Annotated in this window: 24 protein-coding genes and 2 pseudogenes; 8 read left to right on the forward strand and 18 right to left on the reverse strand. The window is 54.6% G+C overall.

Going from position 1 to position 24,220, the window contains the following annotated elements:
* Positions 1 to 115: 115 nt before the first annotated feature.
* Entirely contained in the window at positions 116 to 1,360 is a 1,245-nt protein-coding gene (locus HFX_RS15200) for a DUF3592 domain-containing protein (protein WP_004060484.1), read from the reverse strand.
* 734 nt (positions 1,361 to 2,094) lie between these two features.
* Between HFX_RS15200 and HFX_RS15205 the strand changes: the two genes are divergently transcribed.
* The gene (locus tag HFX_RS15205; RefSeq protein ID WP_004060483.1) at positions 2,095 to 2,451 is read left to right on the forward strand and encodes a hypothetical protein; all 357 of its coding nucleotides are present in this window, start codon (positions 2,095 to 2,097) and stop codon (positions 2,449 to 2,451) included.
* A gap of 262 nt (positions 2,452 to 2,713) precedes the next feature.
* Here the strand turns inward: HFX_RS15205 and HFX_RS19780 are convergent, their stop codons facing one another.
* Positions 2,714 to 2,917, reverse strand: a complete 204-nt coding sequence (locus HFX_RS19780; protein WP_004060482.1) for a hypothetical protein — start codon at positions 2,915 to 2,917, stop codon at positions 2,714 to 2,716.
* A gap of 174 nt (positions 2,918 to 3,091) precedes the next feature.
* Between HFX_RS19780 and HFX_RS15210 the strand changes: the two genes are divergently transcribed.
* The 3 genes and pseudogenes from HFX_RS15210 (at position 3,092) to HFX_RS15225 (ending at position 5,631) form a co-directional block, all read left to right on the forward strand.
* Complete coding sequence (locus tag HFX_RS15210) at positions 3,092 to 3,676, forward strand: Imm5 family immunity protein (protein WP_204365879.1); 585 nt, start codon at positions 3,092 to 3,094, stop codon at positions 3,674 to 3,676.
* 466 nt (positions 3,677 to 4,142) lie between these two features.
* Entirely contained in the window at positions 4,143 to 4,910 is a 768-nt protein-coding gene (locus HFX_RS15220) for a hypothetical protein (protein ID WP_004060479.1), read from the forward strand.
* Positions 4,911 to 4,953: 43 nt separating this feature from the next.
* Positions 4,954 to 5,631, forward strand: a pseudogene (locus tag HFX_RS15225) (IS6 family transposase).
* Between the two features lie 108 nt (positions 5,632 to 5,739).
* Here the strand turns inward: HFX_RS15225 and HFX_RS19250 are convergent.
* The 6 genes and pseudogenes from HFX_RS19250 to HFX_RS15250 form a co-directional block, all read right to left on the reverse strand.
* Positions 5,740 to 6,030, reverse strand: a complete 291-nt coding sequence (locus tag HFX_RS19250; RefSeq protein ID WP_004060478.1) for a winged helix-turn-helix domain-containing protein — start codon at positions 6,028 to 6,030, stop codon at positions 5,740 to 5,742.
* A gap of 96 nt (positions 6,031 to 6,126) precedes the next feature.
* On the reverse strand, positions 6,127 to 6,522 hold the full coding sequence (locus HFX_RS15230; protein WP_004060476.1) for a DUF7567 family protein: 396 nt from the start codon (positions 6,520 to 6,522) through the stop codon (positions 6,127 to 6,129).
* Between the two features lie 77 nt (positions 6,523 to 6,599).
* Positions 6,600 to 6,964: pseudogene (locus tag HFX_RS15235) on the reverse strand (DUF7568 family protein).
* Positions 6,965 to 6,967: 3 nt separating this feature from the next.
* Positions 6,968 to 7,426: a hypothetical protein gene (locus HFX_RS15240; protein ID WP_004060474.1), complete on the reverse strand. Its 459-nt coding sequence runs from the start codon at positions 7,424 to 7,426 to the stop codon at positions 6,968 to 6,970.
* A 106-nt stretch (positions 7,427 to 7,532) separates the two neighbouring features.
* Positions 7,533 to 7,973 (reverse strand): hypothetical protein, encoded by a 441-nt coding sequence (locus tag HFX_RS15245; protein WP_004060473.1) that lies wholly within the window; start codon positions 7,971 to 7,973, stop codon positions 7,533 to 7,535.
* An 82-nt stretch (positions 7,974 to 8,055) separates the two neighbouring features.
* Positions 8,056 to 8,436 (reverse strand): hypothetical protein, encoded by a 381-nt coding sequence (locus HFX_RS15250; protein WP_004060472.1) that lies wholly within the window; start codon positions 8,434 to 8,436, stop codon positions 8,056 to 8,058.
* Between the two features lie 312 nt (positions 8,437 to 8,748).
* On the opposite strand from HFX_RS15250, the gene HFX_RS15255 reads away from it, so the two are divergent.
* Both HFX_RS15255 and HFX_RS15260 read left to right on the forward strand, forming a co-directional pair.
* Positions 8,749 to 9,177: a DUF7539 family protein gene (locus HFX_RS15255; RefSeq protein WP_004060471.1), complete on the forward strand. Its 429-nt coding sequence runs from the start codon at positions 8,749 to 8,751 to the stop codon at positions 9,175 to 9,177.
* A gap of 114 nt (positions 9,178 to 9,291) precedes the next feature.
* On the forward strand, positions 9,292 to 9,624 hold the full coding sequence (locus HFX_RS15260; RefSeq protein ID WP_004060470.1) for a DUF5789 family protein: 333 nt from the start codon (positions 9,292 to 9,294) through the stop codon (positions 9,622 to 9,624).
* Positions 9,625 to 9,682: 58 nt separating this feature from the next.
* Here HFX_RS15260 and HFX_RS15265 read toward each other — a convergent pair whose 3' ends face one another.
* The 9 genes from HFX_RS15265 to HFX_RS15300 all read right to left on the reverse strand — a co-directional run bounded on the left by HFX_RS15265 (position 9,683) and on the right by HFX_RS15300 (position 17,602).
* Positions 9,683 to 10,933: a magnesium transporter gene (locus HFX_RS15265; protein ID WP_004060468.1), complete on the reverse strand. Its 1,251-nt coding sequence runs from the start codon at positions 10,931 to 10,933 to the stop codon at positions 9,683 to 9,685.
* 479 nt (positions 10,934 to 11,412) lie between these two features.
* Complete coding sequence (locus tag HFX_RS15270) at positions 11,413 to 12,402, reverse strand: sodium:calcium antiporter (protein ID WP_004060466.1); 990 nt, start codon at positions 12,400 to 12,402, stop codon at positions 11,413 to 11,415.
* A 1-nt stretch (position 12,403) separates the two neighbouring features.
* Positions 12,404 to 12,577: a hypothetical protein gene (locus tag HFX_RS19785; protein WP_155844697.1), complete on the reverse strand. Its 174-nt coding sequence runs from the start codon at positions 12,575 to 12,577 to the stop codon at positions 12,404 to 12,406.
* A gap of 158 nt (positions 12,578 to 12,735) precedes the next feature.
* Positions 12,736 to 13,944, reverse strand: a complete 1,209-nt coding sequence (locus HFX_RS15275) for a CBS domain-containing protein (protein WP_004060464.1) — start codon at positions 13,942 to 13,944, stop codon at positions 12,736 to 12,738.
* A gap of 176 nt (positions 13,945 to 14,120) precedes the next feature.
* Positions 14,121 to 14,309, reverse strand: a complete 189-nt coding sequence (locus tag HFX_RS15280; protein ID WP_004060462.1) for a hypothetical protein — start codon at positions 14,307 to 14,309, stop codon at positions 14,121 to 14,123.
* A gap of 198 nt (positions 14,310 to 14,507) precedes the next feature.
* The gene (locus tag HFX_RS15285) at positions 14,508 to 15,392 is read right to left on the reverse strand and encodes a biosurfactant protein 1 (RefSeq protein ID WP_004060460.1); all 885 of its coding nucleotides are present in this window, start codon (positions 15,390 to 15,392) and stop codon (positions 14,508 to 14,510) included.
* A gap of 60 nt (positions 15,393 to 15,452) precedes the next feature.
* Positions 15,453 to 15,902: a hypothetical protein gene (locus tag HFX_RS15290; protein WP_004060458.1), complete on the reverse strand. Its 450-nt coding sequence runs from the start codon at positions 15,900 to 15,902 to the stop codon at positions 15,453 to 15,455.
* A complete protein-coding gene (locus HFX_RS15295) occupies positions 15,903 to 16,430 on the reverse strand; it encodes a winged helix-turn-helix domain-containing protein (RefSeq protein ID WP_004060456.1) in 528 nt (175 codons plus the stop codon).
* A gap of 257 nt (positions 16,431 to 16,687) precedes the next feature.
* The gene (locus HFX_RS15300; RefSeq protein ID WP_179955389.1) at positions 16,688 to 17,602 is read right to left on the reverse strand and encodes a transcription initiation factor IIB; all 915 of its coding nucleotides are present in this window, start codon (positions 17,600 to 17,602) and stop codon (positions 16,688 to 16,690) included.
* A gap of 775 nt (positions 17,603 to 18,377) precedes the next feature.
* Here HFX_RS15300 and HFX_RS19790 point away from each other — a divergent pair.
* Positions 18,378 to 18,551, forward strand: coding sequence for a hypothetical protein (locus HFX_RS19790; protein WP_155844696.1), 174 nt, complete (start codon positions 18,378 to 18,380; stop codon positions 18,549 to 18,551).
* A 10-nt stretch (positions 18,552 to 18,561) separates the two neighbouring features.
* Here the strand turns inward: HFX_RS19790 and HFX_RS15305 are convergent, their stop codons facing one another.
* Complete coding sequence (locus HFX_RS15305) at positions 18,562 to 19,335, reverse strand: hypothetical protein (RefSeq protein ID WP_004060449.1); 774 nt, start codon at positions 19,333 to 19,335, stop codon at positions 18,562 to 18,564.
* Between the two features lie 400 nt (positions 19,336 to 19,735).
* On the opposite strand from HFX_RS15305, the gene HFX_RS15310 reads away from it, so the two are divergent.
* Positions 19,736 to 24,187, forward strand: a complete 4,452-nt coding sequence (locus HFX_RS15310; protein WP_004060448.1) for an NACHT domain-containing protein — start codon at positions 19,736 to 19,738, stop codon at positions 24,185 to 24,187.
* The last annotated feature ends 33 nt before the right edge of the window (positions 24,188 to 24,220 follow it).

Here is a 24,220-nt window from a genome sequence, read left to right on the forward strand (position 1 = left end):
GCGAACGCCTCGACCAACACCTGTAGTTCTGTCAGATTTGAATTAAAATCCACGGGTGTCCCTGTTGGGTCGTCGGGATGCCTTGCACCCTCTTTCGTGGACGTCTGCTGTCGACCTACGGTACCAGGGGGAGCGAGACACCGATGGTGTGTCCAAACATACCGAGCAACAGCCCGATACCACCGACTATCAACATGATTCCAGCGGGGAGTCGCCAGAGGGCGAACCGCCGTGAGTGAACCAGATCCTGCTGGGTCCGAGCACTGATCAGGAACATCGGTTCCGACCGCGGGTCGTGGTCAGCGACCCGCTCGATGACGAGTTCGTCGACGGGGTCGGAGCCGTGCTGGTTGTCACGTGGCTTGACAGTCCCGAACACGTACACGTCGTCCCCGGGTCTGATGAGATTCTGCTTGTACCGCCGTTTTCTATATTCTGTAGGGTCGACGTCGGGACGGTACTCGAGGAACGACTGGACCGGTTCCGGGGCCTCGTTTTGGGCGTTGACGTACACCGACTGCCAGTTGTCGTCGTCGAGTTTGAACGTGGTATCCTTGTCTGGGCAAACCAGCGTTCGCCCGGTTCCATCGTCGACGTAGAACGGCGACAGTTGGTACCCCTCGGCGACCTGATTCCACCTGCCCGGACCCTCCCTGAACCGGATGGAGTCCTCGACTTCCCACTTCGCGAGGACACAGCTCTCATCGGTGAAGGGGGCACTATCCGGGTCGTCGTAGGGCGCTCGTGCAACACCATCAATCTGCGAGGGGCCCGTCGATAGCGACTGGGCCTGTTCGATCGGCATCTCGTTCATTAGTTTGCGCTGGTTGCGCCGCCTGAATCCCTCCCTCACGTAGTACGCCCCAGTGAGCATGACGACCAGTACGTAGAGAACACCGAACAATGCCGATAAAAAGGGCATCTCCGCCTCCATGATGTACGCGTGCGAGGGGGTCTCTGGGTTGTAATATGCCGTCGTCGATTGTCCGACCTCGAACTCGTCGCGAATACGCTCTGCCCCACTTTTCGTGTACTTCCAGCGACTGAACGAGCCAGGAAACAGATTGGTTTGTTTATAAGTTCGGCCGTTGACGCTGTACTCGTACGTGATAACAGCCCGATACATCGTCTTCTCCTCCGACGCTTCTACCTCCATCCCGAGGGACCTGAGGACAGTACGAGTCAGACTCCCCTCGAACTCCTCTCTCGTCTCGATATCGAGGCCCGTGACTGTCGCGGACGTCGCTTCGTTTTCCAGAACCGCACCGTTGTGTGCAAGGGCAGAGCCAAAACCGTAGTAGCCTAGAACAAGTCCAAGCAGTACGAGTATGATAACCCACCCGATACCTTTGGTATCCATCTCAACTACCTGTCTGATGTGATATCTTAACTATGTTTAAATTCCACTGTTCCAGAGCTTGCTCAAAAACACTGCCTGATGGCGTGGACATCCGAATTCCAATTTTCTGAAATATGAATTGCGGCCACGCTGTTTGCTGGTCACCGTGGCCAGTGAGATTCGTGGACAGGCTGAACAAGGCCATCAAATTGTCTATTGTTCAGTCGAATCCGATGTCGGGTAATGAACGGCGACTCGCCTGGACGCTGCTCCATGCCATCGACAATCAAGTGGGAGCACTCGACGACCGTCAGTCGTCTCTCGAACGGCTCGAACTGCTCGCCCACGAGTCCCCTGCCGACGATGAGAACAGTCGCAGCTTTCGAAGGCCTTCCAGTATGCGACCTTTGCCCAGGATGACCAGTTCGACGGGTTCTCACCATCGGAGCGCCGTATCTATCTCCGTCGAAGGAAACAGCCTGTTCTTCGACCACCGTGTCAAGTCTCTGGGACCCTCGAAGACGGGATTGTCGAGGCGTATCTGTGACGGCCCCGTCTACTGACGACGATGACCAGTTGTCCCGTACAGGATTCGCGCTCTTCTGGGCGCATCGAGTGGCCGTTAGCGAGCGGTTCTCGACCGCACTCCGACTACGGACCAGTGAGACGGTCAGTTGTCCCTGTGTACCGTGACAACGCAGGTGTTTATCTCTGGGATAGGTGTTTATCTCTGGGATGTGCGTAGCTGCATTCAAATGGTTTCTTTTCCGCCGGGTGAACCCCAGGCCGTCTGTGCGCTCTGCGAATCTCCTTTCGAGGTGTACTCCGCCGAGCGTACCAGTATCTACGCAAACGTCGTCTGTCAGGCCTGTGATTCACGGGCAGTGACCAGTACCGGTGACGAGCCGGCGGTGGGGAGGGAATATCTGCAACGTGAATCCGACGACCCCATCGATAGCGCTGTGGTAGCCGACGTTGGGGACAATCCCGTCTTCATCGACGGCCAGCAGTGCTGGCGTCGATACAAATTCGGTGGCTGGATCACGCGACTGGACGAACACGACTGTGAGTCGGTCAGGGAATTTCGACAAATGCACAGAGACGACGTGTGACAGCCTATGAGCGACGAATCCGAATCCATCACGACAGACACCTATTACGTCCTCGGGAGTGGCGACCCGGCTCCGGAAAAGCCCCACGGGAGCGACTGGCCGAAAGAACTCAGAATTCCCTTCGAGGCACGAAAGAAATGGGTGTGGCAGGGGAAAGAGCACGTGGCACTCTCCTCACCAAGAAACACTGATCAGGCGTTCGAATCCGAGGCGTCGGGGCCAGATCAGACTGCAGGCGGGACAGTTCGGATGACGGTTTGGCTCACCACAGAAAGTCGGCTATCCGTTCACGGACACGTTCGTGTTCGCAGGCGCGCTGGAAGAACGCATCGTCGTCCAGTCGCTCACCGTCAGGCGTCTTGAAGACAAACGCGAGTCGATTGGTCCCTTCGATCTCCTCGTCGATCTCTTCCAGACAGTCACCGGCTTCCGCAATCGCAGCGACCAGCGCGTCCGCGTCGTCCATCCCAGCCACCCGTACGACGACAGTGGGAACAGGATCGCCAACACTGTCGTCTCAAACGAGTTCCATACGTCAGAGTCGATTGCCGAGCGCATATACGGTCCGACTCCAGTCCCGAACAGAACTGAGATACGCGAGATGCACAACTATCTAGTATCGATGATCACGTCAGCAGCCGTGCAGCGATACAAAGCGTCCATTCGCGAGCGGGACGACTGCCACTTCGTGCTGCCGCTTCGAAAAGAACTGTGGCGGTCGTTCGGGCCGGTGACCAGAACCGGACAATCGAGAGCTGAGCGAACACCCGCCCACACGAGGCGGGCCCGATTGGCGATTACGACGTGTCAAAAAGTGCTACCGATATGGGAGCAGCAGATACCACAGTCGGATATTGCCCAGCGAAGCCTCCGGCTTGCCGAACGGTATCTCGCTGGCGATACAGATGACGAGACCGTCCGAGAGGCAGTGAATCGATTTGTTACAGGCGTCGAAAATACAGCGGGGACGACGGCAGCGGAGCTGAACGCACAGTTGGTCGGCTGGGCCTGTTGTGAGATGCTCTATCTGGCACTGTTCGATTGCTACGTCGGTGAAAAAACCGTTCACGATGCAGCGCTGGACGACTGGGACTATTCGCTGTACGCGGCTGGCGCATACGCCGGTGGATTTCCCTTCAACGAGGGGGAGTTTCAGAGCGATTCCGACCGCCTGCAGGAGTTCTGGTTCTGGTACGTCGAGCAGGCACACCGGATTGCCGAGTGACGGGCTGTCGAAGTCGGCAGACATGAAATTGTACCGAGAATAACACTCAGCTATCAACGAGCTCGACGTCGATTATCTGATCGAGCCTTTTGGACACATCGCCAAGTGAAATATGAGCGAGAAGACATAATTGAGGAGATCGCCAATAACTACAGGGACGAGCGGTATGCCTCAGTGATTAATCTGATTCTCCCTCAGATTGAATCGTTCATCTGGATCTATGCCGCTTATCTCCAGGAGCACAAGAACGAGAAAATCTTGTTGAATGTGGCACTGTCTAGTTAGTGGCCTCCTCAATCTCGCTATCCATAATCGCTATTCTAGCAAATCAAGGGGGAAGTGACGATAGCTACGACAATTACCGACTGACGAAGATAGTACCATTCCGCAAGGAACAAGTCAGTTCGACCGTGTACTGGCAGTTCCACTCCGCCGATCTTAAATTTAGTGACAAGAATGCAAACGTATGATTAGCGTTAGCGATCCCTTGCCGGTCGTTCTTTTCTCACTGTTTTGGCTGTACGCCGTCTACTGGTTGACGAATACCCTCCGACTTTACCACGTGCTGTTCGGTGTCTCCCCCACGGGGTCTCCCGATCTGGTCGCGGGTAACTCGGTGGCCATCCAGGGGCCCGTGACGGTTGACGAGGAAGCGCCACACAGCGACGTCGCTACCAATGACTACGAGTCGCCAATCGCCGTGTACGTCTGGCGGATACTCACTAGGGGGGCTGGCGGTGGGACGGTGGCTTCGGGCGTGGAGTTCGAATCCTTCGGTATCGACACTAACAGCGGCGAAGTAAAGGTAGATCCCGGTTGGCTCCGCGAAGCTCACGATGCCCCGATGCTCTCCAACGTGCGGACGGATGGCTACATCTTGAGCGCCCCGTACCGCGTCCACCCCTATACGTCGCCGTACGTCCACATAGTTCACGAGGGGACGACGATGGTTCTCGCGCGAGTCAGTGACGTGATCGAGGCTGAGTTGGACATCTCCCTGGATACGAACAGGTTCGAGTCCAAAGCTATCCCGGAGGATGCTCTGTTACTGGTATTCGGCGAATTGTCGATCGACGCCGGAACGCCGACGATCAGGGGCACCGACGATACTCCCTTTTTCATCGCGAACTGCGATATCCACGACGTTCGGAGCAATCTTCTGCGTCGTGCCCTTTACTATGTGATCCTCTTTACTGGGGCATTGCTACTGGTGCTGGCGGCACTGTCTAGTTAAGCCAGTTTGAGGAACGAGCAGGTCGTTGAGTTAGTTGGTCAAGATGCTCGCAGACCTGCTCAGCGAGTGCTTTGAGACGGATTTAGAAGAAACTTGGGAGCGTGAGCGGACGGCGACACCCATCAGGGTGTTCGCCGTCCAGTTCCACGCGACCGGTTGTTCACTCAGAGAGACAAAAGAAATTCTTCGAATACTCGGCGTTGAACGCTCTCATCAAGCTGTTTGGCACTGGGTACATCGACTGGCAGATAGCAGTCACAACCCGCCTGAGGCGAAGCCGAAGCGGGTTGCGGTCGACGAGACCGCTGTCAAAATCAATGGCGAGTGGTCTTGGTTGTACGCCGCAATAGACATTGAGACAAAACTGATTCTCGATGTCGAGTTGTTTGGATGACATGGTACCGATCCGGCTGCTGCGTTTCTCCATCGACTCTCGGAGAAACATGATCTCTCAGATGCTGTGTTTCTCGTTGATGGCTACGGCTATCAGACTGCCCTCTCTCGATTAGGATTGAGCGGTCGGCTTGACTACGTCGAGCGAAACCTCATCGAAAAATGGTTTCACACCCTCAAAATGCGAGTCGACCGCTTCCATAATTCCTGGGTGGGCAGTCACGGAAGCGTCCGCGAGTGGTTCATACAATTTGCGCAATACTATAACTTTCAACGACCGCATCAGTCGCTCAACGGACGTACGCCGGTTGAGGAGGTCACTAACTAGACAGTGCCAGTCAGGTTCACCTAAGCCCTGTCTGACCAATTATCACACAGATATCACATACTAGTTGGTAACTTCGGCCTATACTCTCCTCGATATAGCGAACACATGTCAGGAGACTTGTGGCCTTCTTCCCTTCAAAAATACGCGGCCGCTGTCGCTCAAGGTAACCGATTTCGTCCGCCCCTCTTTTGCTGTTGTCACCAAATTTTCTGATTCTAGACTATTGACATGGCGAGCGACTGTACTTTTTGATTTGTCGAGTTCATCAGAAATTTGACTTATTGATAGAGGTGTGTCTAACTCCGACAACTCACTGAGTAATTTGGCTTCAGCGTCTGAAACGTTCCCGCGAAGGTTCAGACGTGGAATACGATGGACGCTACTATCGATGTCGCCCACTTGGAGTACCGTGTCGACGTAACTCTCGTTTGTGAACGTAGCGACTGTCAACGGGAGAAGTTTGAAATCAAACCAATTGGGATCTATTGGTAGATACTACGCGAGATGCGCCACCTCGTCTGACTCCTCAACGTCGTCGAACTCCCCACGCTCGACAGGCTCCCAGTCCTCACCCAGCTCCGGACTCCACCAGTCGACCTCGTAGGCGCCCGGTGCGCCGAGGATCTTCACGCGCGCCGACCCATCAGGCAGGTCGCGGCGCAGTTTCTCGTCGACGTGGAGGTTCCAGGTCGTGGTAGAATCGAAGCAGGCGAGCACGGCCTCCTCGTAGCCGCGTGTCTCTCGGGATTCCTGGAGTTCGACCTGGGTGTTGCAGTTCTTGCAGAACACCCCCTCGAAGGGGATGTGAGTGAAGACCTCCTGCCCGCAGACGGGGCACCAGAGGAACTCGAACAGCGCCTCACTGTGTCGGTCAAGTACTTCGAGACTCATTGTTTGACCAACCCGGCCGTACCGGACCACCCCCTCGTGCCCGGCCGAAAAACAGCACCTAGTGCGGTCTCACCCACTCACCGTTCGGCGCCGTAGACGATGCGTGAGGGGGCTTCGTACCCACAGTCGGGGCAATCGTACCAGCGCTGGACCTTCGCCCCGTCTGCTGCCTTCTCGCCGACGCGAACGTCGTCGCTCGGGCATTCCGGACAGCTGAGTTCCGGAGCCGGCCGCTCCCGGAGCACGTCACGGAACGACTTCGCGTCTTTCGTCTCGTATCCCCGCGACCAGACCGGGTAGCCGTCGACGAGGATTGCCCCACGCCACTTGTACCGGTAGAGTCCGGCGCTCGATGCAAGACGGCTCGCGCACCGGTCTCGGCGTTCCGATACGCGAGTGTCGGCGAGCGGCTCTCGCGTCGCCAGTTGGTGATGCGGGGCATTGTTCAGAAGTGGACGTCTGCGGGCACGATCCAGAGCTCATCACTCTCCTCAAGGACTCGATCCAGCTGCTCGCGATGTCGGATTCCGTTCGCGTACTCGTTGTACAGGAACACCGTCGGGCCGTCGTAGGCGCCGACCTGGTGGAAGGCGTGCCGGGCGAGGTCTTCGTCCCGCATGATCTCCTCGTCTGAGAGCTCTTCGATGGCTTCCTTCACCCGGCCGAGATTGCGCTCGAGCAGGTCCTGGCCGTCATCGGAGTCGACAGGAGCCGCGGTCGGAAGCTCACCCCATCGCGCCTTCCCTGCAACGGACGTGTCCTCCTCGTCGAACGTGACGAAGTAATCGAAGACGGCGCCGGTGTGTGGATCCGCGCCGACCAATCGCTCGAACACCGTCTGTCCGGTGGCCAACGCGTCGTTGTGTGTCGATGCCTCTACCAGTGCGTAAATAACCATGTGCATCGGTTTTCACCTTCGTCTGCCGACGCACGCGACTGCACAACTGCGTCACTACGTGTTGCGCCGGCACCGATCGCCGGCGCTCAAAAAATAGTACTGACGATGCTGGCTAGACGTTCTCGAACTCCGACTGGCAGCCCTCCTCCTCGACGCTGATCGTCAGGTCTCCACTCTCGTAGTCGGCCTCGAACTCGACTGAGAACGTATCCGAGTTGTAGGCGGCGTGGTACGCACGATGTCGCTTGGGCGACCCGGTCGCCTTGAAGTGGAAGAAGGCAGCAGCTGTGTACGGTTTGCTTGCTGTTTCGATTTGCGCTTCGGCTGATGCCGGGAGTGCGATGTGCGGCGTGTCACTGTCGATTCCGGCGGCGAAGGCTCGAGCTTCGTCGACGCTTGCTTGCGAATGTGCTGGCGTCTCACCGGTCAACACATTCACGGGTGTTTCCGTCTCGTCTGTGAATAGTACATCTTCGAAGGTACGAGTACCAAGAATCGCGTCGGGGCTCAGCTCACACTCCTCAAACGGATCGTTCGATGGTTGTTCAAACATTGAATCACGAAGCCCTGAGGGCTCAGTCATTCAGCCCTCGAAAAACAGGACCCTCACATCTCGCGGGGAGACTGATTTTCAGCTACTCCTCTATCGACTCGAGGGAACTGAGGTCCGCGTGGAGGACTTCGCCGTTGCGGATGATGTACCGCTTTGCGAGGACTGGGAACCGACATTTCGTGAACCCGGCTGTCTGGATGTCGAGTTCTTCGTTAGGCTCGAGATAGCCGGCGAGTGTTCGGAGGAACTCGTGCGTCACAAGACCACCTTCGTAGTCAGGAAGACCGTCTTCGCGGGCTTCGTAGACCTCGAAGGCGCCGTATCCCCAGATGATGAGCTCTCCTTCTTCATCCACCTCCCAATTCAGGGTCCCGAAGCAATGTGCTTCGCAGAGCTGGCGGACTGCCTGTGCATCCGTTACGACTGCGCCGGTCGATGTCGTCGCTGCTTGGAGCGTTGCCATTGTTCGTACTCGAGGGTGCTTTCCTACCCCCGCACTCCTTTGGGGATTAACAAAGCCTCTCGTGTGCCCATCCAAACGAAGAATTGAGACGCCGGTTACGACTCATCTTCGAGGTCGGCAGCCTCACCGCTCTCGGGCTAGATGAACACAATTCGGACCCATTAGAGAAATCCCCTTTTTGTGGCTTCAGATACTCTCTGATCGCCTCGACATTGACATAGATCTCGAGGTGTTCTTGCAGCGCCATCTGAACACGAAACTGGTAGTCGTGTAGCCACAAACACTCATTGGTCTTGCACTCTTTCTAGGACCATGGCCGAGTTTCCAGACGAACGACAACTCGTACTCCGGGCGCGTTCCGAGTTGGACCAGTGGACGAAAAGTGCCCGGATGGAAGCGTACACTGAACTGTTCGAAGGTGATGATCCCATCCTTTCCCCCGAAGAAGTGCAACTACTCGATGCGCTCGACTCCGAAATGGAGAGAGAGGGCGGCGATGGTGTCTGGGGAACGGATCAGTACGGCATTCACACGGCGGGGTCCTCGAGTTCGGACACCTCACTCGGCGTCGTCTGTGTGTACCACCCACAGATCACCAAAGACTCCGTCCTTCGTGGAGCAGACGACCTCGACGACGAGACCGAAGAGCGACTCAACGCAGCACTCTGGCAATACAGCGAGCGCGTCGCGACACTCATCGAAGAGAAGCTCCACGAGTTCACCCGTCAAACGCAGAGTTAGGCCCCGACTCAGGTTCAGCTCCGCATTGACAGTTGGCGAGGTTTACCTACATTCAGGTGCTAATGCAACGTCCTCAAAGAGCAATTTATCCGAATCGGGCGCCTACTCGTAGGGATGCCAGACGACAAACGAGGCCAAGACGAGGACGAAGACAACGAACAGCCGCAACAGCCAGAGCGGAAGCGAGAGGAGGTCCGTGACCGCGCCCACGAAGACAGAGCGATGAGCGGCGACCCCGGTGGGCGGCTTGGTGACCTCGATGATGCACTCGAAACCCAGAACTACCCGACCACGACCGATGAACTGGTTGAGGCCTACGGAGACTACGAGATCGAAACACAAGGCGGTACAGAATCCCTTGAAAAAGTGCTTGCCCCAACTGATAACCAAACGTACGACTCCGCCGATGATGTTCGAAGCCGGCTACTGGGACTGATACATCGATAGCGAATCAGCTCGCGATGTGCTAGACCACCGGTACGGACTAGTATCCCTAAGAGTCAGTTCAGAGGAGTACGACCTGCGCCAGTCCGAGGAATATGAAGAATCCGAGGACGTCAGTTGCGGTCGTAATGAAGATAGTCGCCGACGTTGCCGGATCGTACCCGAGCCGATCCAGAATGAGTGGAACGAGCGCGCCGAAGAATCCTGCAATGACGAGATTCGAGACCATTGCCATGCCGATAACCAGCCCCAACAAGGGACTCTGGTTAAACAGGGTGGCGATGACGGCCACGATACTACCGGTGATTACGCCGTTTGCACCCCCCGCAAGCACCTCGTTGCCGATGGCGTGCCTCCCTGTTCGAAGTGAGATCTGCTCTAGCGCGATTCCGCGGACCGTCACAGCCATCGACTGCGTGCCGGCGTTCCCACCCATCCCGGCGACGACCGGCATGTAGATCGCCAGCAGCGTCAACGCCGCGATCGTGTCCTTGAATAGCCCGACAGTCGCCGCAGCGAGAAAGGCGGTTCCGAGGTTGATGATGAGCCACTTGTATCGCCGGCGAACCTTCTCGATGGCGCCATCGAGAACGCTCTCCTGCTCGTCGACACCAGTGAACTCATAGAGCGTCTGGCCGGCCTCTTCCTCGATGGCCCGCAAGAGGTCGTCCGCATAGATGACTCCGAGAATACTGTCATCTTCGTCGAGAACGGCAATCTTGCTCTGCGGGTTTGTTCTAAATACTTCGACAACTTCCGTGTCGGGCTGTTCGTACCGGACGGTTGGAGTGGGGCGAAGGTACTCGGTGATGACCGTCGGTCCGTGCCCGGCCAACGCCAGAGTGTGTCCAGGTAGCTCCCCTAACACCTCGTCGCCATCGGTAACGAAGACGGTCGGGAAGTGGCCCGTTCGGGCCTCGTGGCGTCGGACGAGCCGTGCCACCTCTTCGAATCCCTGGTCCTTGTCGACGGTGACGTAGTCGAGATCCATCATACCGGCGGCGCTGTCCGGACTGAATTTCAGGAGGAACTCGATCCGCTCTCGTCGGTCAATATCGAGCTGACCGAGTACGGCCTCCTGAGTGTCCCCGTCGAGCAATCCAATCGCGTCGGCCGCATCGTCGGGATCGAGTCGGCGGACGAATCGCCGTACCTCCTGGCGATCCATGTCGTCGAGTACGTCTCGCTGGATCGACTCTGGGAGCTGGAAGAACACGACTCGTTGTCGTGCCCACGGTAAGGCCTGGAAATCCGCACCTGGTGTCTCCGAGGCGGCTATCTGCTGTTGGACATCGATCGTGAATTCTTGCATACGGTTACCTCGTCTCGCGTCGCACGAATCCCAGAAACCGACGTGACGTAGCGGAATCCGAGGTGTTGGAACCGATAGTAAGGAAAATGCGGCACATAGCCCTCCTTACCCCCGAGATCGTTCGTGTTCTGGGGCAAGGTTGAGAAACACGTCGTCCTCTGTCCCACACTCCGGACAAGTATGCACGAAGTGGAGACCATCCTCATCACGCTTTTCTATGCGCCACTCCGACCGGGCACGGGCGACATTTCCACACTCCTTGCAGCGTTTTGGATGATCCTGGAGGTACGTCTGCATGAAGTCGATGAACGACTGCGTACCATGGCGGTGCGTCGGCATACTCTGCTCATACGATGTGTATGCGTATCAGCGTGTTCACCCCTTTGGCACTCTCTCAGCTCGTCCAGTTGAACCGTCCAGTAGCGAAGGAGTGACAGGGAGGATCGTTCATCCCGGTGTGACGGCGACGTTCCGATCGTCTACTGCCCAGGGAACAACACTAGCCGTCCCGCCAAGAAAGCGAAGTACAGTCCCAGCATATAGCCGCCCTCTGTCCGTGTGAACTCCCCCTCTCGCCAGTACAACGCCCAGCCGAGCAGCCCTACGCCGGCGATTAACTTGAACGGGAGGTCCCACAGGACGACGGACGACGGGACGGAGTAGGTCGAGAGAGCACCGCCGAGACCGATACCGACGAGGGGGTTGACGATGTTGCTCCCGACGAGGGTCCCGAGCGCGACGTGGGGCGACCGTCGACGGATAGCGTCCATCACGGCCGTCAGCTCCGGCAATGCGGCGGCCACGCCGATGGTTACGACACCGACCATGGAGCCACCGATGGCAAGCGTATCGACGACTACCTCGACGACCGAGAGCAGAAGCGAGGCGGAGAGCAGGACGAGGACGAGCAGACCCGTGGCAACCACAGTGTCTCGACGTGGGTTTTTACTCGGGGCCTCTCTGAGTGATTGGGTTGACTCTCGACGAGTGATTATCGCGCCGACGTAGATCAAGTAGAGTCCCAGTAGCAGGACGCCGTCGAGTCGACTAATCGTTCCATCCCAGGCGACCAACATGGTCGCACCGATCGCACCCAGCATCGGCAGATAGCTCTCGTAGACGAACCTCCGGGAGACGTGAACGGTCCCATACCCGATGAGAAGAACGCCGACGAGGAGGAGCTGCTGGACGGTCGAAGAGCCGGTGTTCCCGCCGATGACGACGGCCGAGGTAACCTGGTACTCGAGGACACCAGAGAGAATTCCGAGTGACGCGACGAGGTGAGAACTGAGTTCCGGGAGACTCGTACCCAACGCAAGGACGGTCATCCCAACGAGAACTTCGTCGACGTCGTAGTACTCGGCGAGCGCCAGCAGCCGACCGATCGCCCGACTCGCTGCAGTCACGAGCGTGTACAACGCGACCGTCCCGATAGCAATCTGTGTCAGCAACCCGCCCGAGACAGGCATATTAGCGCTCGGCTAGCCACGTGTCGTCCCAGTCTCGTTCGTAGTCGGGATCGAAGGGCTCGAGGGTCCAGACCGGACAGTTCTCGCACTCCCAGACTCTGTAGACCGTTCCGTCTCGAATCACGACCCCGACAGACGCCCAGGCGTGGGTTTCGCAGGTCGGGGCCTCAGACATATATGGACCTACAAACGATTGCTGTCCGAAAAAGCCTTTCCGCAGGACTAATCAGCCCGCGCTGGTCGGATACGTTGAGGAGGTCAAACCAACGTTGGATGAGACGTTGCTGGTCAGCCATCGAAACGTTCCTACTCGTGGACTGAGCGGCGAAACAGTTACCCGCCGAGCCACCATCCGTAGAGTTGTTCCTGCTCGTCACTGTCGGGACGCTTCTTCGACTGGCCGTAGGTCTTCCCCTTGAGGAGTTGGCGTTCGACCGCGTTTGCGGCGAGTCGGAGGGCGTGGGAGGCACCATACCCCTCGCCATCGGCCGTGAAGTAGCCACGGTCGGTGACCAGCCGAATTCGTGCCAGCACGAGTGGGACGCCCCGCGATTGCTCCTTGTGCTCCTGCAGTTCGATACTGGCCTTGATCACGCTCATCTCACCGTACTTCGAGGTCATGCTCTCTATCAGCGCGGAGACGTCATCGTAGTCCATCCCCTCCAGCAGGTCGAGCCCGAACACCTGCACGGCGTTCCGGTCGTCGCGCTCCCAGGTGAGCGCCTCGATGACGTCCGTCTTCGTGATGATACCGACCGGCTCACCGGTGTCGTCGGCTGTGACGACGAGCGAGGAGATCCCCTGCTCGAACATCGTTTTGACGACCTTGTCGAGCTGGGCGCTCCGCTCGACCGTCGCGACTGTGTCGGACATCAGATTCCGTACCGGCAGATCGAGCAGGCGGTCGGAGTCGCCCTCGCGAGAACCGAATCCACCGTGGCTGCTCCCAGACCGTCCGCGGCCACCGAAACTCCCCGGCGAACCACCCTGGCTCTTGCTCCCGCCTCGCGTCGTAAACTCGATAACGTCGTACAGGCTTATCATCCCCACGAGGTCGTCCCCATCGACGACGGGGAGGTGGGCGATACCGGATTCTCGAAGTATGTTGAGGGCTTTGCCGATTGTCGTCTCGGGGGTCGCGCTGACCAGCGTCGACGAATACGCGTCTTCGACGGTCACAGCATCGAGGAAGGGCCGAACGGCCTCAAGGACAGCATCTGCGGTCACCACACCGACGGGACGGTCGTCATCGAGGACGGGAAGCGTTTTAGCGTCGCTACCAATCATGAGCCGCGCGACCTCCCGAACGTCCTCGGTGCGTTCGACAGTCGGGACGTGCTGGGCCTGTGAGCCGACCTTTGCAGAGGGCTGATTGGACGAGGAAGCCAACTGTCGGCGGCTGACGACACCACGATACTCGTCACCGTCAGTCACCACGACGGCATCGAGTTCTTGATTCTCGAATGCGCCGGCGACCTTCGAGAGCGGCGTCCCAATATCGAACTCGGTGAACTTCGTGGAGAGGATTTCGGAGATATCCATGAGTAACTCTCTAGTAGGATGGGTTGAGGACGGTTATGCCTGTCTCACATTTCAGCAATACGTGCCAATTGGATCTGTTCACACTCGTTTTGACCACGAACTACCAATTGCACTTCCACTCGGTCATGAGCAGCTGTATTCTGCAGAGGAATGCACGCACTTGATGGGGCGTGTGCTCAGGATTCTACCTCGATATCGGCCTCATCCAAAGCACTTCGTCGGGTGAGCAGCCCCACTTGTTCCAGAAGCGTCGTGGCCTCAACGATTCGCTCTCGGTCGGGAGCGTCCAGTTGCTCGAAATCGAGGCTGTTGAGGTTGCTGAGTGCGCGATGCAGCCGGTATCCTGGTGTGTCTCGTGGGTTCATGATGTACGCCTCCGCCGACTTCTGGCGTTAACGAGATGCGTCGCGTCTCGTTCGCACACCAGAACGCCGAGCGTTCTGGGGACGCAGAAAAACGAAGCAGGTACGCTGATGTCTCCCGCTGAAGCCCTGCACCAGCCTTAACCAACGGTCCTCGTGCAGACATCCTATGTTGGTTAAGTCCTTGTTCAACCGAGTATCCTACTGAGGAGTTGGCCCGTGACGAGGCGACTGACACACTTGGCACTCCCACATTGGCTGGCCAGACCATTCGTCAGCTGGGAGCGACTCGAACTCCTGGAACTGATGCTCAGTCATTCGCCCGCACTTGCGACATTCAACGCGTGCTTTCGAGGGAACGTCGGGTTGACGACTCTCGGAGTGCTCGTCGTCGAAGGAACGCTGGAGTGCAATCGCTGGCACCAACCAGACGTCGCTCTCGGCCCTCTCAAGTAAGCCTGTAAGCCGACTTTCCTCACTAACGTCGTGTCCTCCCTCGTTGTAGAGGAACGTCGTGTGCGCCCCTTCATACCGCGACTGCGCCGACTCTGCCTGTCCCGTCCGCTCACGAGCGGCTGTGAGTAGCCGTTCGCCGCTTTCAGAGGTGACTCGAACTGCTTCGGGGAGCGAGGGCCACTTATTGACCAACTGTGCGGCGGGCTCTGCATCGAGGTCGTAGATCAGCTGGCAGTCGTCGACCGCTGGATCTCTGTCAGCCTTCGTGAGGAGCCTAGCCGCAGCAGCACCCTTCGCGACGGCGGCGTAGAACGTCGACGCCTCGACGAGCAGATGGACGATGTGGAGAAGTGTCCACTCAGTATCCGGGGTGCGACTATCGTCGGTGGTTCCATCGAGATGGTTCGAGAGGCAGAACCGACACTTGGTACGGTTCGCAGGAATCGACGCACCGCACGAGGAACACTCGCTCCGTGCCGATCTCGTTCGATTTGGATACGATCCGAGCCCTTCCTTTCGCTTTCGTTCTGCTCGTTCAGTGTTCCCGCGTCCAGAATGCCCGTCGTCGGGAACGTGGGTCGATTCGCCAAGTGGTCGTAGTTCCTCAAAATCAGAGTAGTGGTCCGTCATCTCTTGTGGATGGCTTCCCTCGTAATGCTATTTGAACTCATGCTCCCCTTCATCACGAAATCACTGTGACGACCACAGTGTCTCTATGCGTTGCTCTATTGCCGTGAGGACGGTGGAGTATACTTCGAGTGGATGGAGCGACGGGAGTTCGAGGTTGGTAATTTCGGTGGCAGACGGTGGCTTGTGGAAGTGCAACCGGGTGTTGTGCGTGTTCGGGTGCCGGTCCCAGCGACACTCCCAGCGTTCCCCGTCGTTGTGCTCTTCGACGTAGTGGACTGAGAAATCGCCAGTCGTGAACCATCGGATGTCGAGGCGGGCTGCTGTCACTGCGTCAGGATATCGTCCAGCGTCCAGCAGTCCACGAAGCACACGCGGTTCGTAGGAATCCGGGCCGAACGCAGTCTCGGCGATGAGCGAATCCGACGACAGGTGTCGCTCCAGCAGGCGCAGCGTCTGTCTGTCCGCTGGCCCTGTCGAGTGTGGGGCCGAATCCTCCGGTGGCTGGCTCATTTACGCCGGAATCAGATGTCCGTCGTTCTGGGAGAGCTGGCGAGCAAGTTCGTACAGCCGGATATCCCGAATCACGCCCTGCCACTCGCTGACTGCGGTCATCCGCTCGTGAATGGTTTCGTGATCGTCGTGGTCGAACACGCTGACGGCCGTTGGGTCAGTCGTCTCGAACTGCGCTTCGTATTCCGTCCGCTGGTTTTCAAGCGCCTCCACGCGGTCGATGATTGCCTCGATAGAGAGCTCGGTTGCGATTCGACTGGCGTCCTGCCATTCGAGATACCCCTCGTTTCGTTCGTATGTCGCCGGGCGGCTGTCTCTCTCGGCTCGAGCGATGCCCATCTCTGCCAAGCGATCAAGGTGCTTTTTGGCGGCATTCGGAGAGCAGTCCGCAAGCTCAGCGATCTCGGTGTAGGCAGTCGGAGAGGTAACGCCGAGGACAACGTCGTAGACGCGACCAAACGTGTCTGTCCCTGTCTGCCACCGGTGCTGCGTATCGTCGGACGTGGGGGCCGGATCGAACTCGGTCATACCTATCTGTAGGCGGTCATTCTCAATATATCTTCGGATTATTCAAATATATGCAAAAAAGTGCTGTGTTGGGTTACTGGGAGGACGGGACCAGTCTTGTTCAATCGCGTAGTCTTGCGACTGCCTTCCCGACCTGCCGGACGTGTTCACTCCGCTCCAGATCTAACTCCTCGGCGAGATAATCGACCGTCTCTGTGAGCGTCATGGTTGAGTAACTCATCTCTCAGCGTATGAAGCTGATGTCGTTAAAAACCGGCTCACGCCGCGTTGAGTTCGTCTCTCCGGGCACGAACTGTTACAGCTGACATCCCTGCAGCATCCGCAACTCTCTGCTGTGTGAGTGGCCTTCCGTGTTTCTGTGCAGCTTTGTATATGCAGGCCGCCGCGACGCCACTCGGACGACACCCGTTTGAAATAGCAGTTTCTTGATGGTGCTTCGAGAGTACCACTGCTCGACGCCGGATGGCGTCTGAAATGCCAAGTTCTGACGCGAGACGGGGGATGAATTCACTCGGGCGAACCGGCTGAGTCGGGAGCCCAAGTTCTGTATTCAGCGTCTTGTACGCATTCGCGACTCTCGATTGTTCGATGCGTGCTCTGTCGACGACGTCGTCGAGTAACCGCGAGTGGCCGTTACAGCGACAGGCCCCGTGGACGCTTGCTGCCGCAATCGCTTCGATTGATCGGCCTCGAAGCAGGTCTTCGTTCTGAGCGCTCCGGAACAGCTGACACGCCTGGTCACGGACCGAATCTGTAAGCTCGAGGGCGCTGGCGATTCTTCGTACTTCGCCCAGCCCGTGTGCGAGGTTTCGCTCGGCTTTCGACTGGAACCGACCACGATTCTGTTCCCGGCGCATTCGGGACAGTCGCTGGCGCTTTTGCCCAGAGAGTTCGTTTCCGTTCGCATCTTTCCTGCGACCGATTTCCGTCGACAACCCTCGGTCGTGACGTGCCGCAGTCAGTGGAGCGCCCGTCCGCTTTCGCTGGTCCTGATCGTGAGTTCTCCATTCAGGACCGTGGTCGATTCGTTGTTCGTCAATAACGAGTCCACAGTCTTCACAGACAGTTTCAACGCTGTTCGTTCTTACTTGGCCGCTGCATTCGGGACACGGTGTGTTGTCGGTCGGTCTATCCTCGTCGAAGCTCGTCGTGTAGATGTCTCTCGTTGCCATTGGTCTCACCGAGGGAATTCGCGTTATGTCGAGCCCCTCACCCATTTAGGGGTCAATAAACGCTATCGAGGACGAATCTCGGATCAGTTGGATTGGGGCTCAGACGATAGTGCTTGAGTCACTGCAGTCTACCCCTCTACAACGGAGTGACGAGCCCAATGAGTGCCGAGGCCTCATAACTAACGTTAGTATTTCTTTGCTGAATGCACTAGTGTATATCGGTGTTTTAACCGATGGTTTGGATTTTAAAATTCTGTTTCTGGACATCCACATAGTTTGACACGGATGGATGAAGTAGACTGAATGTGAAATTTGACTACGTGGATAGTAAAATGGGTCCGGCGAGTTGGAAGAAATCTGGTTGTTCCCCGTCCTACCGCTCCAATTCAATATACGCCTCCGGAATACAGGATCAATCCTGCACACAATCCAGCGGAAAAGCGAGGGGAGGCCCTGCCTCATTTGGGGGTCACCTCGCATGACGAGCTTTCGACAAACCGTACATAGCTCTAACACACACTGTTTCTCTTGCCTGCCATCCCCACGGAGACCCGCTAAGAACACCGAACGGTTCACACGGGGGCGCGGAGGGGGCTTGCTAATATCCGTTGAGAGCCTTTCCGTCTCTCTCCTTCGTTCGTTTGGTTTTTCAAGTGAAATTTGGTGTCTATTGTTTAAATAAAGACAGGCCTCAGATGGCAATACTTCGGGTTAATCTGGTGATTTCTAACATTCAGAATTTTATACCTTAACATCTACCTCAATATACGAGACTATGGCTGGGGACGCAAACGCACTATTATCTGGGACAGCTATGGCGGTTCTAATCGGTGCTGGTTCAGTTGTTTCCGCGTTTCTGTTTCCCGACATCGATCTCGGAAGCAGAATAATTCTATTCTTCCTCGGACTGTTCTTCTTCTGGGCGGGTCTCCGCTTTTCCAGGGCCTGATCTAATCGTATCAGAATCTGCCTCTCAATTTGGAAGCAGCTTGATTCAACTTTTTTCGCGGACTCGGCAGCCTTTCTATGACCCGATCTTTCCAGAGTAGGACTTTGCCGATTGGACTATCTGTGGTTCGTTCTTCGACTTGCCAGCCCTCTTCTCTGAGGTAGTCGGCTATTCCCGGACGGTGATTCCCTCCACAAGTGATCAAGACTGACTGATAACCCTCATTTTCGGCAGTCTTGAGGATCTCTTCTGCCATACATTCGTCCCGGTCGTACATCACCCGGTTCTCTATGAGCAGGAAATACGCCAGTGCCCAGGCAAAGCCGTAGAGGAACATTAGTCCAACGGCGGCTGCTAACTGAAGCTGGGGAATTATTCCAGGTACAGCTATCTTGGCTAACCACTGGAACGGCGCGGTGATGATCCCGAGAATGAGGGCGGCGTAGATCGGTGAGAAGAGGAACAGGAGGCCTCGCTTCCAACCAGGCACCATCTCGTACGTCTCATGAATTGCGGCATCAATCTCTCCGTGAAACGGTAGGCCCTGGTTCTGGGCTTTTGCTTTGAAATCCTCGGTCGGCATGTAGAGTCTGCCGTAGGTAGCACCGTAGACCACGTGACCGATGGCGAATAATGCGTACAGAGAATCGATCTTCCTCTCAAAATAATCCTTGTCGTGGCCCTCCCGAAACACAGCATCAAAACTGGAAAGATCCAACTTCATCAACGCCCGCTTATCCCGCTTCGAAAGATGGGTTTCACCCTTCACCAACGCCTCAACCATACTTCCTACCCCAACACACATCTCTGAATACTTTTCACTCTATACATTTCAAACACACCGAAATCACAGAACAGGTTATCTGGGCAGGTTTTCTGGCTTGTTGAAGTCCTGAACTAATCGAAATACCACTCGATGCTCAGCTAAAGAGTCTTCCAACACCCAAAACAGGCAGAGTTGACAGATAACGGTCAGGAATTCCTCAATAAAACCCGTACTGAAGGTAATTTGTACGAAGATCTGAGTCGAGGAGAGTTAGTTCAGAAAGTTAAGGATCTCGAAGATAGGGTAGAATCACTTGAATCAAGTCTATCCACCTTCAAAAAGCAGGTTCAGAACCAATTGAGCGGCTAAAAGCCACATCCCGTTACAATTTTAATGATTGGCTTCGCTCTGAACCGTAATGGGATTTTCCTCCGCGAAAGACCTCTTCTTTGAATACTCAACTTTCGGTGGAGAGACTAATTTCACCAAATCAATTGGATCTGCCATATTCGGCTTGATTACTACCGTTGTCGGCCTCCAGCTATCGCTCATCAGCGCCGGTCTCTCTGGAACAGGCATCTCCATCATTTCGACCATCTCAATCCTATTATTCCCTATTGGAATCATCTATTACACCTTCAAGTCTGCAACAAGAACTACTGACTCCAAATTCCACACGCGACTTGGAAGAAGTAAGGTCATGGCAACTTATCTCTTTATTGGCGGATTCTCTGTTCTACTATTACACACGGTCGGAATCACAATTATGACCCAAGTCGGTTTTCTTGACCTCACAGTTCCGGACATACTGCTGGGACTGGCGCTCAGCCTCGGATTCGCCTTTGTAGTGGCCGTCGCAAACTACTCAACACTCAGCGACAGCTATCCCTCTTTATCAAAAGTCTTAGATGTATTCGAGACCGAATCCAGCGAAAAACTGGAGAGAATAGATAACAAAATCGAAGGGATAGGCCACGTTCCTCGATCAGAAACAAACAGAATTTTAGAATCAATCCATGAACCTGACGACCTAGATGATATCATAATTAAGGGAGAGGGTGGCGTTGGTAAGAGTGGAATTCTAAAGCGAGTTAGTGAAAATTCCGAGCACGATATTCTGTTCATAGATGCAAGCTCTTACTCCATAATTCGGTCAGAGTCTGATCTTGCTGAGGAGCTTGGCCTTGATGTCTCGCTAGAGACGTGTATTCAACAGGTTGCTGCAAATCGACCCTTCGTAGTGGTTGTAGACCAGTTAGATGATACAAACCGGGAGGCAGGAGAGATCTACAAAAATGTGATTCTGGCAGTAGCCCAGATTGACAGTGTTAGCACAATAATCGCATGTAGAGCCTATGATCTGGAGCATTATAGTGAGTTCGTCGCATTAAGCAATTCAGAATACATTGACAATATCATCACGGTCAACACTTTGGATGAGTCCAAAGTTCGAGATTACTTAGAGAAGCTTGGCGTCACATCCCCTTCACAGGATTTAGTCAATCTGTGTAAAGAAATTGAGTACCTCGATGTAGTTGGAAGACTAGCAAACCGCGGTTCTGAATTAGAGAACTTATCAGAACAGGTTACTGTCTGGGAAGAATACCGCAAGCTGCTTGAGGAAGACCATTCCAGCGATGACCAATTAAGAGGGACACGGATAGTTGATCGAGCTGTTGAACATGCTGTTCGGACAACTGAAAGCGGAAGTTCGGTTTTCTCAATCAGTGACCGCCAATGGACTGACCAACGATTGAGATCGATGGGTGTCATTCAACGTGGCTCCAAGTCATCAGGAGAGAGGACGTTTCGATTCAGACACCAGCAGTTTCAACTTTACCTCTACGCCTGGGATAAGGTCACAGGGACGGTGGATGATGAAAACCTGTTTAGAGATACCCTCGATGAACTTGACGAGAACATCAACAACGACGTGGTCAAGTGGATGTTCGCCGTTTACACTGATCAAGAAGGAGAACTGCCTAGTGATACAGCCGAGTTCTTAGAAGAAATTCTGGATGATGTAGATGGCTTCGGATTCTACTGGGCCTCGAAAATAATAGACGTGGTGAAGAAATGGGATGCTGCCCAAAACCAGCCAGTAACCAATACCGTCTTAGAAAAACTGGAAACGAGGGAAGACCTATATAAATACTTCTTCGATGCGGGAACAGATCCTTCATGGGCAGAAGCTTTAGCTGAAGCAGGCAAATTCCAAAGCCCTCCTAGTCATCTATTGGGGTACCTCCACGAAATCGCAAGCTTACACCCCGAGGTTGTAAAGGAAATTATACGTGAGGATGTTTCCGAATTAGATCGGCGCAGTCAGGCAACAGTAGTTTCCGTTATAAATGAACTCCCACTGGAACATGGTGTTGAACTCGCAGATATTGTACAGGACGGACTGGAAGATCAGGAACCTACTATTGACCTGTACTATTCCCGCGCATCCGAGTTCGTAGAGAATCTGATAAATGGAGAGTTCTTCGAAGAAGGCCTTGAACTGGCAGACTCACTGCTCAGAGTCCGTTTAGAAGGCGAACCAGAGGGACCAAACGACGAAATGATGAGTTCGTACTATCTTACATCCTTATTCGAAGAAGGTACCCTTGAGAGACTGATTGAGAACCGGCCCGAAGAGTCCCTCGAAATTTTCGAGGAGAATATGAGAACTGCTGCTGAGCACAGAGCTGAAAATAGAGGCCAAGCTGTTGAAGAACTCAGCTTCTTCTACCTCAAATCGATCTCCAATTATGGTATTGAACAGAATGACAGATACCAGCCCTTTGAGCTATACATCGGGTTCCTGAGGGAAGCACTCGACAACTGGTTTGAAATTTCGACTGACGAGGCCCAGAAAGAAAAAATCGAATCGTATCTCGATGAGTATCCGGTTTTCAGAGGATTCGGATTCTATCTGCTAAAAGAGTATGGAGAAGATCACGAAAATCTGGTAGCAAAGGAATTACTCGGGGAAGAAAATTATTCAGATATTCAATTGAAGAAGGAATTTGACTTGTTATTGAAATATGGATTTGAATACCTTTCCACCGACCACCAAAATCAGGTGATTGAGTTGATCAAATCTGTACCAATCCAAGACACCTTCACTCAGATAGCTGAAGAACGACAGGAGGAACAGGAGGACATGACTGTTGATGAGATTGCAGAGCAGTATTCTTCCCGATGGATACGCGACAGACTCTGGCCAATTAGAGAATACCTCCCTGACGACACAAAAGAAGAACTCTCAGAACTGGTGGAACGTTTTGAAGACGACCCAGAAGGTCCAGATACTCCAGCAGTGAGGAGTGGTGCCGTTTCGTATGAAAGCCCGGAATCAGAGGAAGACCTACGCGATAGATCCCCAGAGGATCTAATCAACTTCTGTATAGAAGAACCATTTGAAGAGGAAGAATGGTACGAAAGTGATTCAATAGAGGAAACTGGTCGGACAGGTGCAGCAGAAAAAGTAGCCAGTATAATATTAGACGAACCAGGAAAGTATGCTTCTGAATTACCGAGGCTGGCTGAAGCCCCCGAATCCTATTCGACCCGACTAATCGGACAGCTAGAAGACAGAATAGAGGAGGAACCAGAAATACTAGACAGCGAATCGTTCAGAACTGCCTTGTGGGATCTTTCAAACCAGATTGTCACTAATACCGACCAATGGCCTTCCCGTACAAGAAAACGCGTGGGGTGGTTGTTGAGAGACGGATTCGGCAACGCAGACTCGTACAAATATTTCTTGATTGAAGAAAATAAAATTAGAAATCTGATCTTCACGCTGACAGAAGATCCTGATCCAAATATTGAGCGAGATAGACCGCCAGAAGGTTATGCTGGCCACAATGACCCGTCTCACAATGCACTAAACACGGTACGTCCTGTAGCCTTAGACGCACTCATAATCTACGCAAGACGGAAAGCCGATGATGAGAGCGAAGAACTCGATTCAGAAGTCAAATCAAAGTTAGAAGAGAAATTGGATGACCCCTCCCTTGGTGTCCATTCAGTATTCGGCAGAAGATTCGTTACTCTCTGGGTTGCTGATCAGGACTGGGTGGTCGAACACCTGACAGACATATTCCCTCGTAGCCAGAGCAGACAGGATAAGGAAAAGTTCACAGCCGCCTGGGATTCCTACGTCGCATTTAATAAAACCTACAAGGATATCTTCCCTGTTCTTCGGAGCTACTACTTCCACGCTATCGATCTAATGGTCGAAGGCGAAAACACTGAAACAGTAAATGCCGACCAAAGAATGGCCGGACACCTACTCACCAACTATCTATTCGAATTTGATCTTGAAGACTGGTCTGATAGTTTATTGGCCTACCTCTATGACCGAAGTGATCCAGATTTAGCGAGACAAGTTGCTTGGAGCCTTTGGAAATGGGGAGACAGTGCGGACGAAAACCAGGCCCTCAGTAAGTGGGAGAAAACCAGAGTGCTTTGGAAGAGACGCCTCGACCAGGTCGGGGAAGATGAGACTTTCTCCGAAGAACTTTCGTGGTTTGTTCGCTGGCTTGAACACGTTGAGAATAGTGTTGAACTCGACGAAGTAGAAGGCTTACTCAGAGATTCTCTTAATCACATAGCTCAAAATAGGCGTGCATGGGCTACCTTAGAAGAGTATCTCTCTACTCAATCAAATGACTATACCGAAACAGCAGTGGACATATTCTATAAATTGAATATGAGGTACGAGAGACCTATGCACCACGGATTTACTGAAGAAGCAGAAGCTATTCTCCGACCTGCTCTTGAAGAATTCGAGAATGGTGATGAAACATACGAAAAGGCATTCGAAGCCGCTCAAACCTATGAAGCGGAGGCGCAGAGCTTTTTGGACGACCATAGGTGATGCCTGTCCATTACTAACTCTCAAATAGAAAAG

Origin of the sequence: Haloferax mediterranei ATCC 33500 (assembly GCF_000306765.2) — an archaeon.
Classification (GTDB): Archaea; Halobacteriota; Halobacteria; order Halobacteriales; family Haloferacaceae; genus Haloferax; species Haloferax mediterranei.

What these genes read in the sequence shown, in the direction of transcription:
- HFX_RS15200 (WP_004060484.1), bottom strand. Translation starts at nt 1,360, where the DNA reads ATGGATACCAAAGGTATCGGGTGGGTTATCATACTCGTACTGCTTGGA.
- HFX_RS15205 (WP_004060483.1), top strand. Translation starts at nt 2,095, where the DNA reads ATGGTTTCTTTTCCGCCGGGTGAACCCCAGGCCGTCTGTGCGCTCTGC.
- HFX_RS19780 (WP_004060482.1), bottom strand. Translation starts at nt 2,917, where the DNA reads ATGGACGACGCGGACGCGCTGGTCGCTGCGATTGCGGAAGCCGGTGAC.
- HFX_RS15220 (WP_004060479.1), top strand. Translation starts at nt 4,143, where the DNA reads ATGATTAGCGTTAGCGATCCCTTGCCGGTCGTTCTTTTCTCACTGTTT.
- HFX_RS15230 (WP_004060476.1), bottom strand. Translation starts at nt 6,522, where the DNA reads ATGAGTCTCGAAGTACTTGACCGACACAGTGAGGCGCTGTTCGAGTTC.
- HFX_RS15240 (WP_004060474.1), bottom strand. Translation starts at nt 7,426, where the DNA reads ATGCACATGGTTATTTACGCACTGGTAGAGGCATCGACACACAACGAC.
- HFX_RS15245 (WP_004060473.1), bottom strand. Translation starts at nt 7,973, where the DNA reads ATGTTTGAACAACCATCGAACGATCCGTTTGAGGAGTGTGAGCTGAGC.
- HFX_RS15250 (WP_004060472.1), bottom strand. Translation starts at nt 8,436, where the DNA reads ATGGCAACGCTCCAAGCAGCGACGACATCGACCGGCGCAGTCGTAACG.
- HFX_RS15255 (WP_004060471.1), top strand. Translation starts at nt 8,749, where the DNA reads ATGGCCGAGTTTCCAGACGAACGACAACTCGTACTCCGGGCGCGTTCC.
- HFX_RS15260 (WP_004060470.1), top strand. Translation starts at nt 9,292, where the DNA reads ATGCCAGACGACAAACGAGGCCAAGACGAGGACGAAGACAACGAACAG.
- HFX_RS15265 (WP_004060468.1), bottom strand. Translation starts at nt 10,933, where the DNA reads ATGCAAGAATTCACGATCGATGTCCAACAGCAGATAGCCGCCTCGGAG.
- HFX_RS15270 (WP_004060466.1), bottom strand. Translation starts at nt 12,402, where the DNA reads ATGCCTGTCTCGGGCGGGTTGCTGACACAGATTGCTATCGGGACGGTC.
- HFX_RS19785 (WP_155844697.1), bottom strand. Translation starts at nt 12,577, where the DNA reads ATGTCTGAGGCCCCGACCTGCGAAACCCACGCCTGGGCGTCTGTCGGG.
- HFX_RS15275 (WP_004060464.1), bottom strand. Translation starts at nt 13,944, where the DNA reads ATGGATATCTCCGAAATCCTCTCCACGAAGTTCACCGAGTTCGATATT.
- HFX_RS15280 (WP_004060462.1), bottom strand. Translation starts at nt 14,309, where the DNA reads ATGAACCCACGAGACACACCAGGATACCGGCTGCATCGCGCACTCAGC.
- HFX_RS15285 (WP_004060460.1), bottom strand. Translation starts at nt 15,392, where the DNA reads ATGACGGACCACTACTCTGATTTTGAGGAACTACGACCACTTGGCGAA.
- HFX_RS15290 (WP_004060458.1), bottom strand. Translation starts at nt 15,902, where the DNA reads ATGAGCCAGCCACCGGAGGATTCGGCCCCACACTCGACAGGGCCAGCG.
- HFX_RS15295 (WP_004060456.1), bottom strand. Translation starts at nt 16,430, where the DNA reads ATGACCGAGTTCGATCCGGCCCCCACGTCCGACGATACGCAGCACCGG.
- HFX_RS15300 (WP_179955389.1), bottom strand. Translation starts at nt 17,602, where the DNA reads ATGGCAACGAGAGACATCTACACGACGAGCTTCGACGAGGATAGACCG.
- HFX_RS19790 (WP_155844696.1), top strand. Translation starts at nt 18,378, where the DNA reads ATGGCTGGGGACGCAAACGCACTATTATCTGGGACAGCTATGGCGGTT.
- HFX_RS15305 (WP_004060449.1), bottom strand. Translation starts at nt 19,335, where the DNA reads ATGGTTGAGGCGTTGGTGAAGGGTGAAACCCATCTTTCGAAGCGGGAT.
- HFX_RS15310 (WP_004060448.1), top strand. Translation starts at nt 19,736, where the DNA reads ATGGGATTTTCCTCCGCGAAAGACCTCTTCTTTGAATACTCAACTTTC.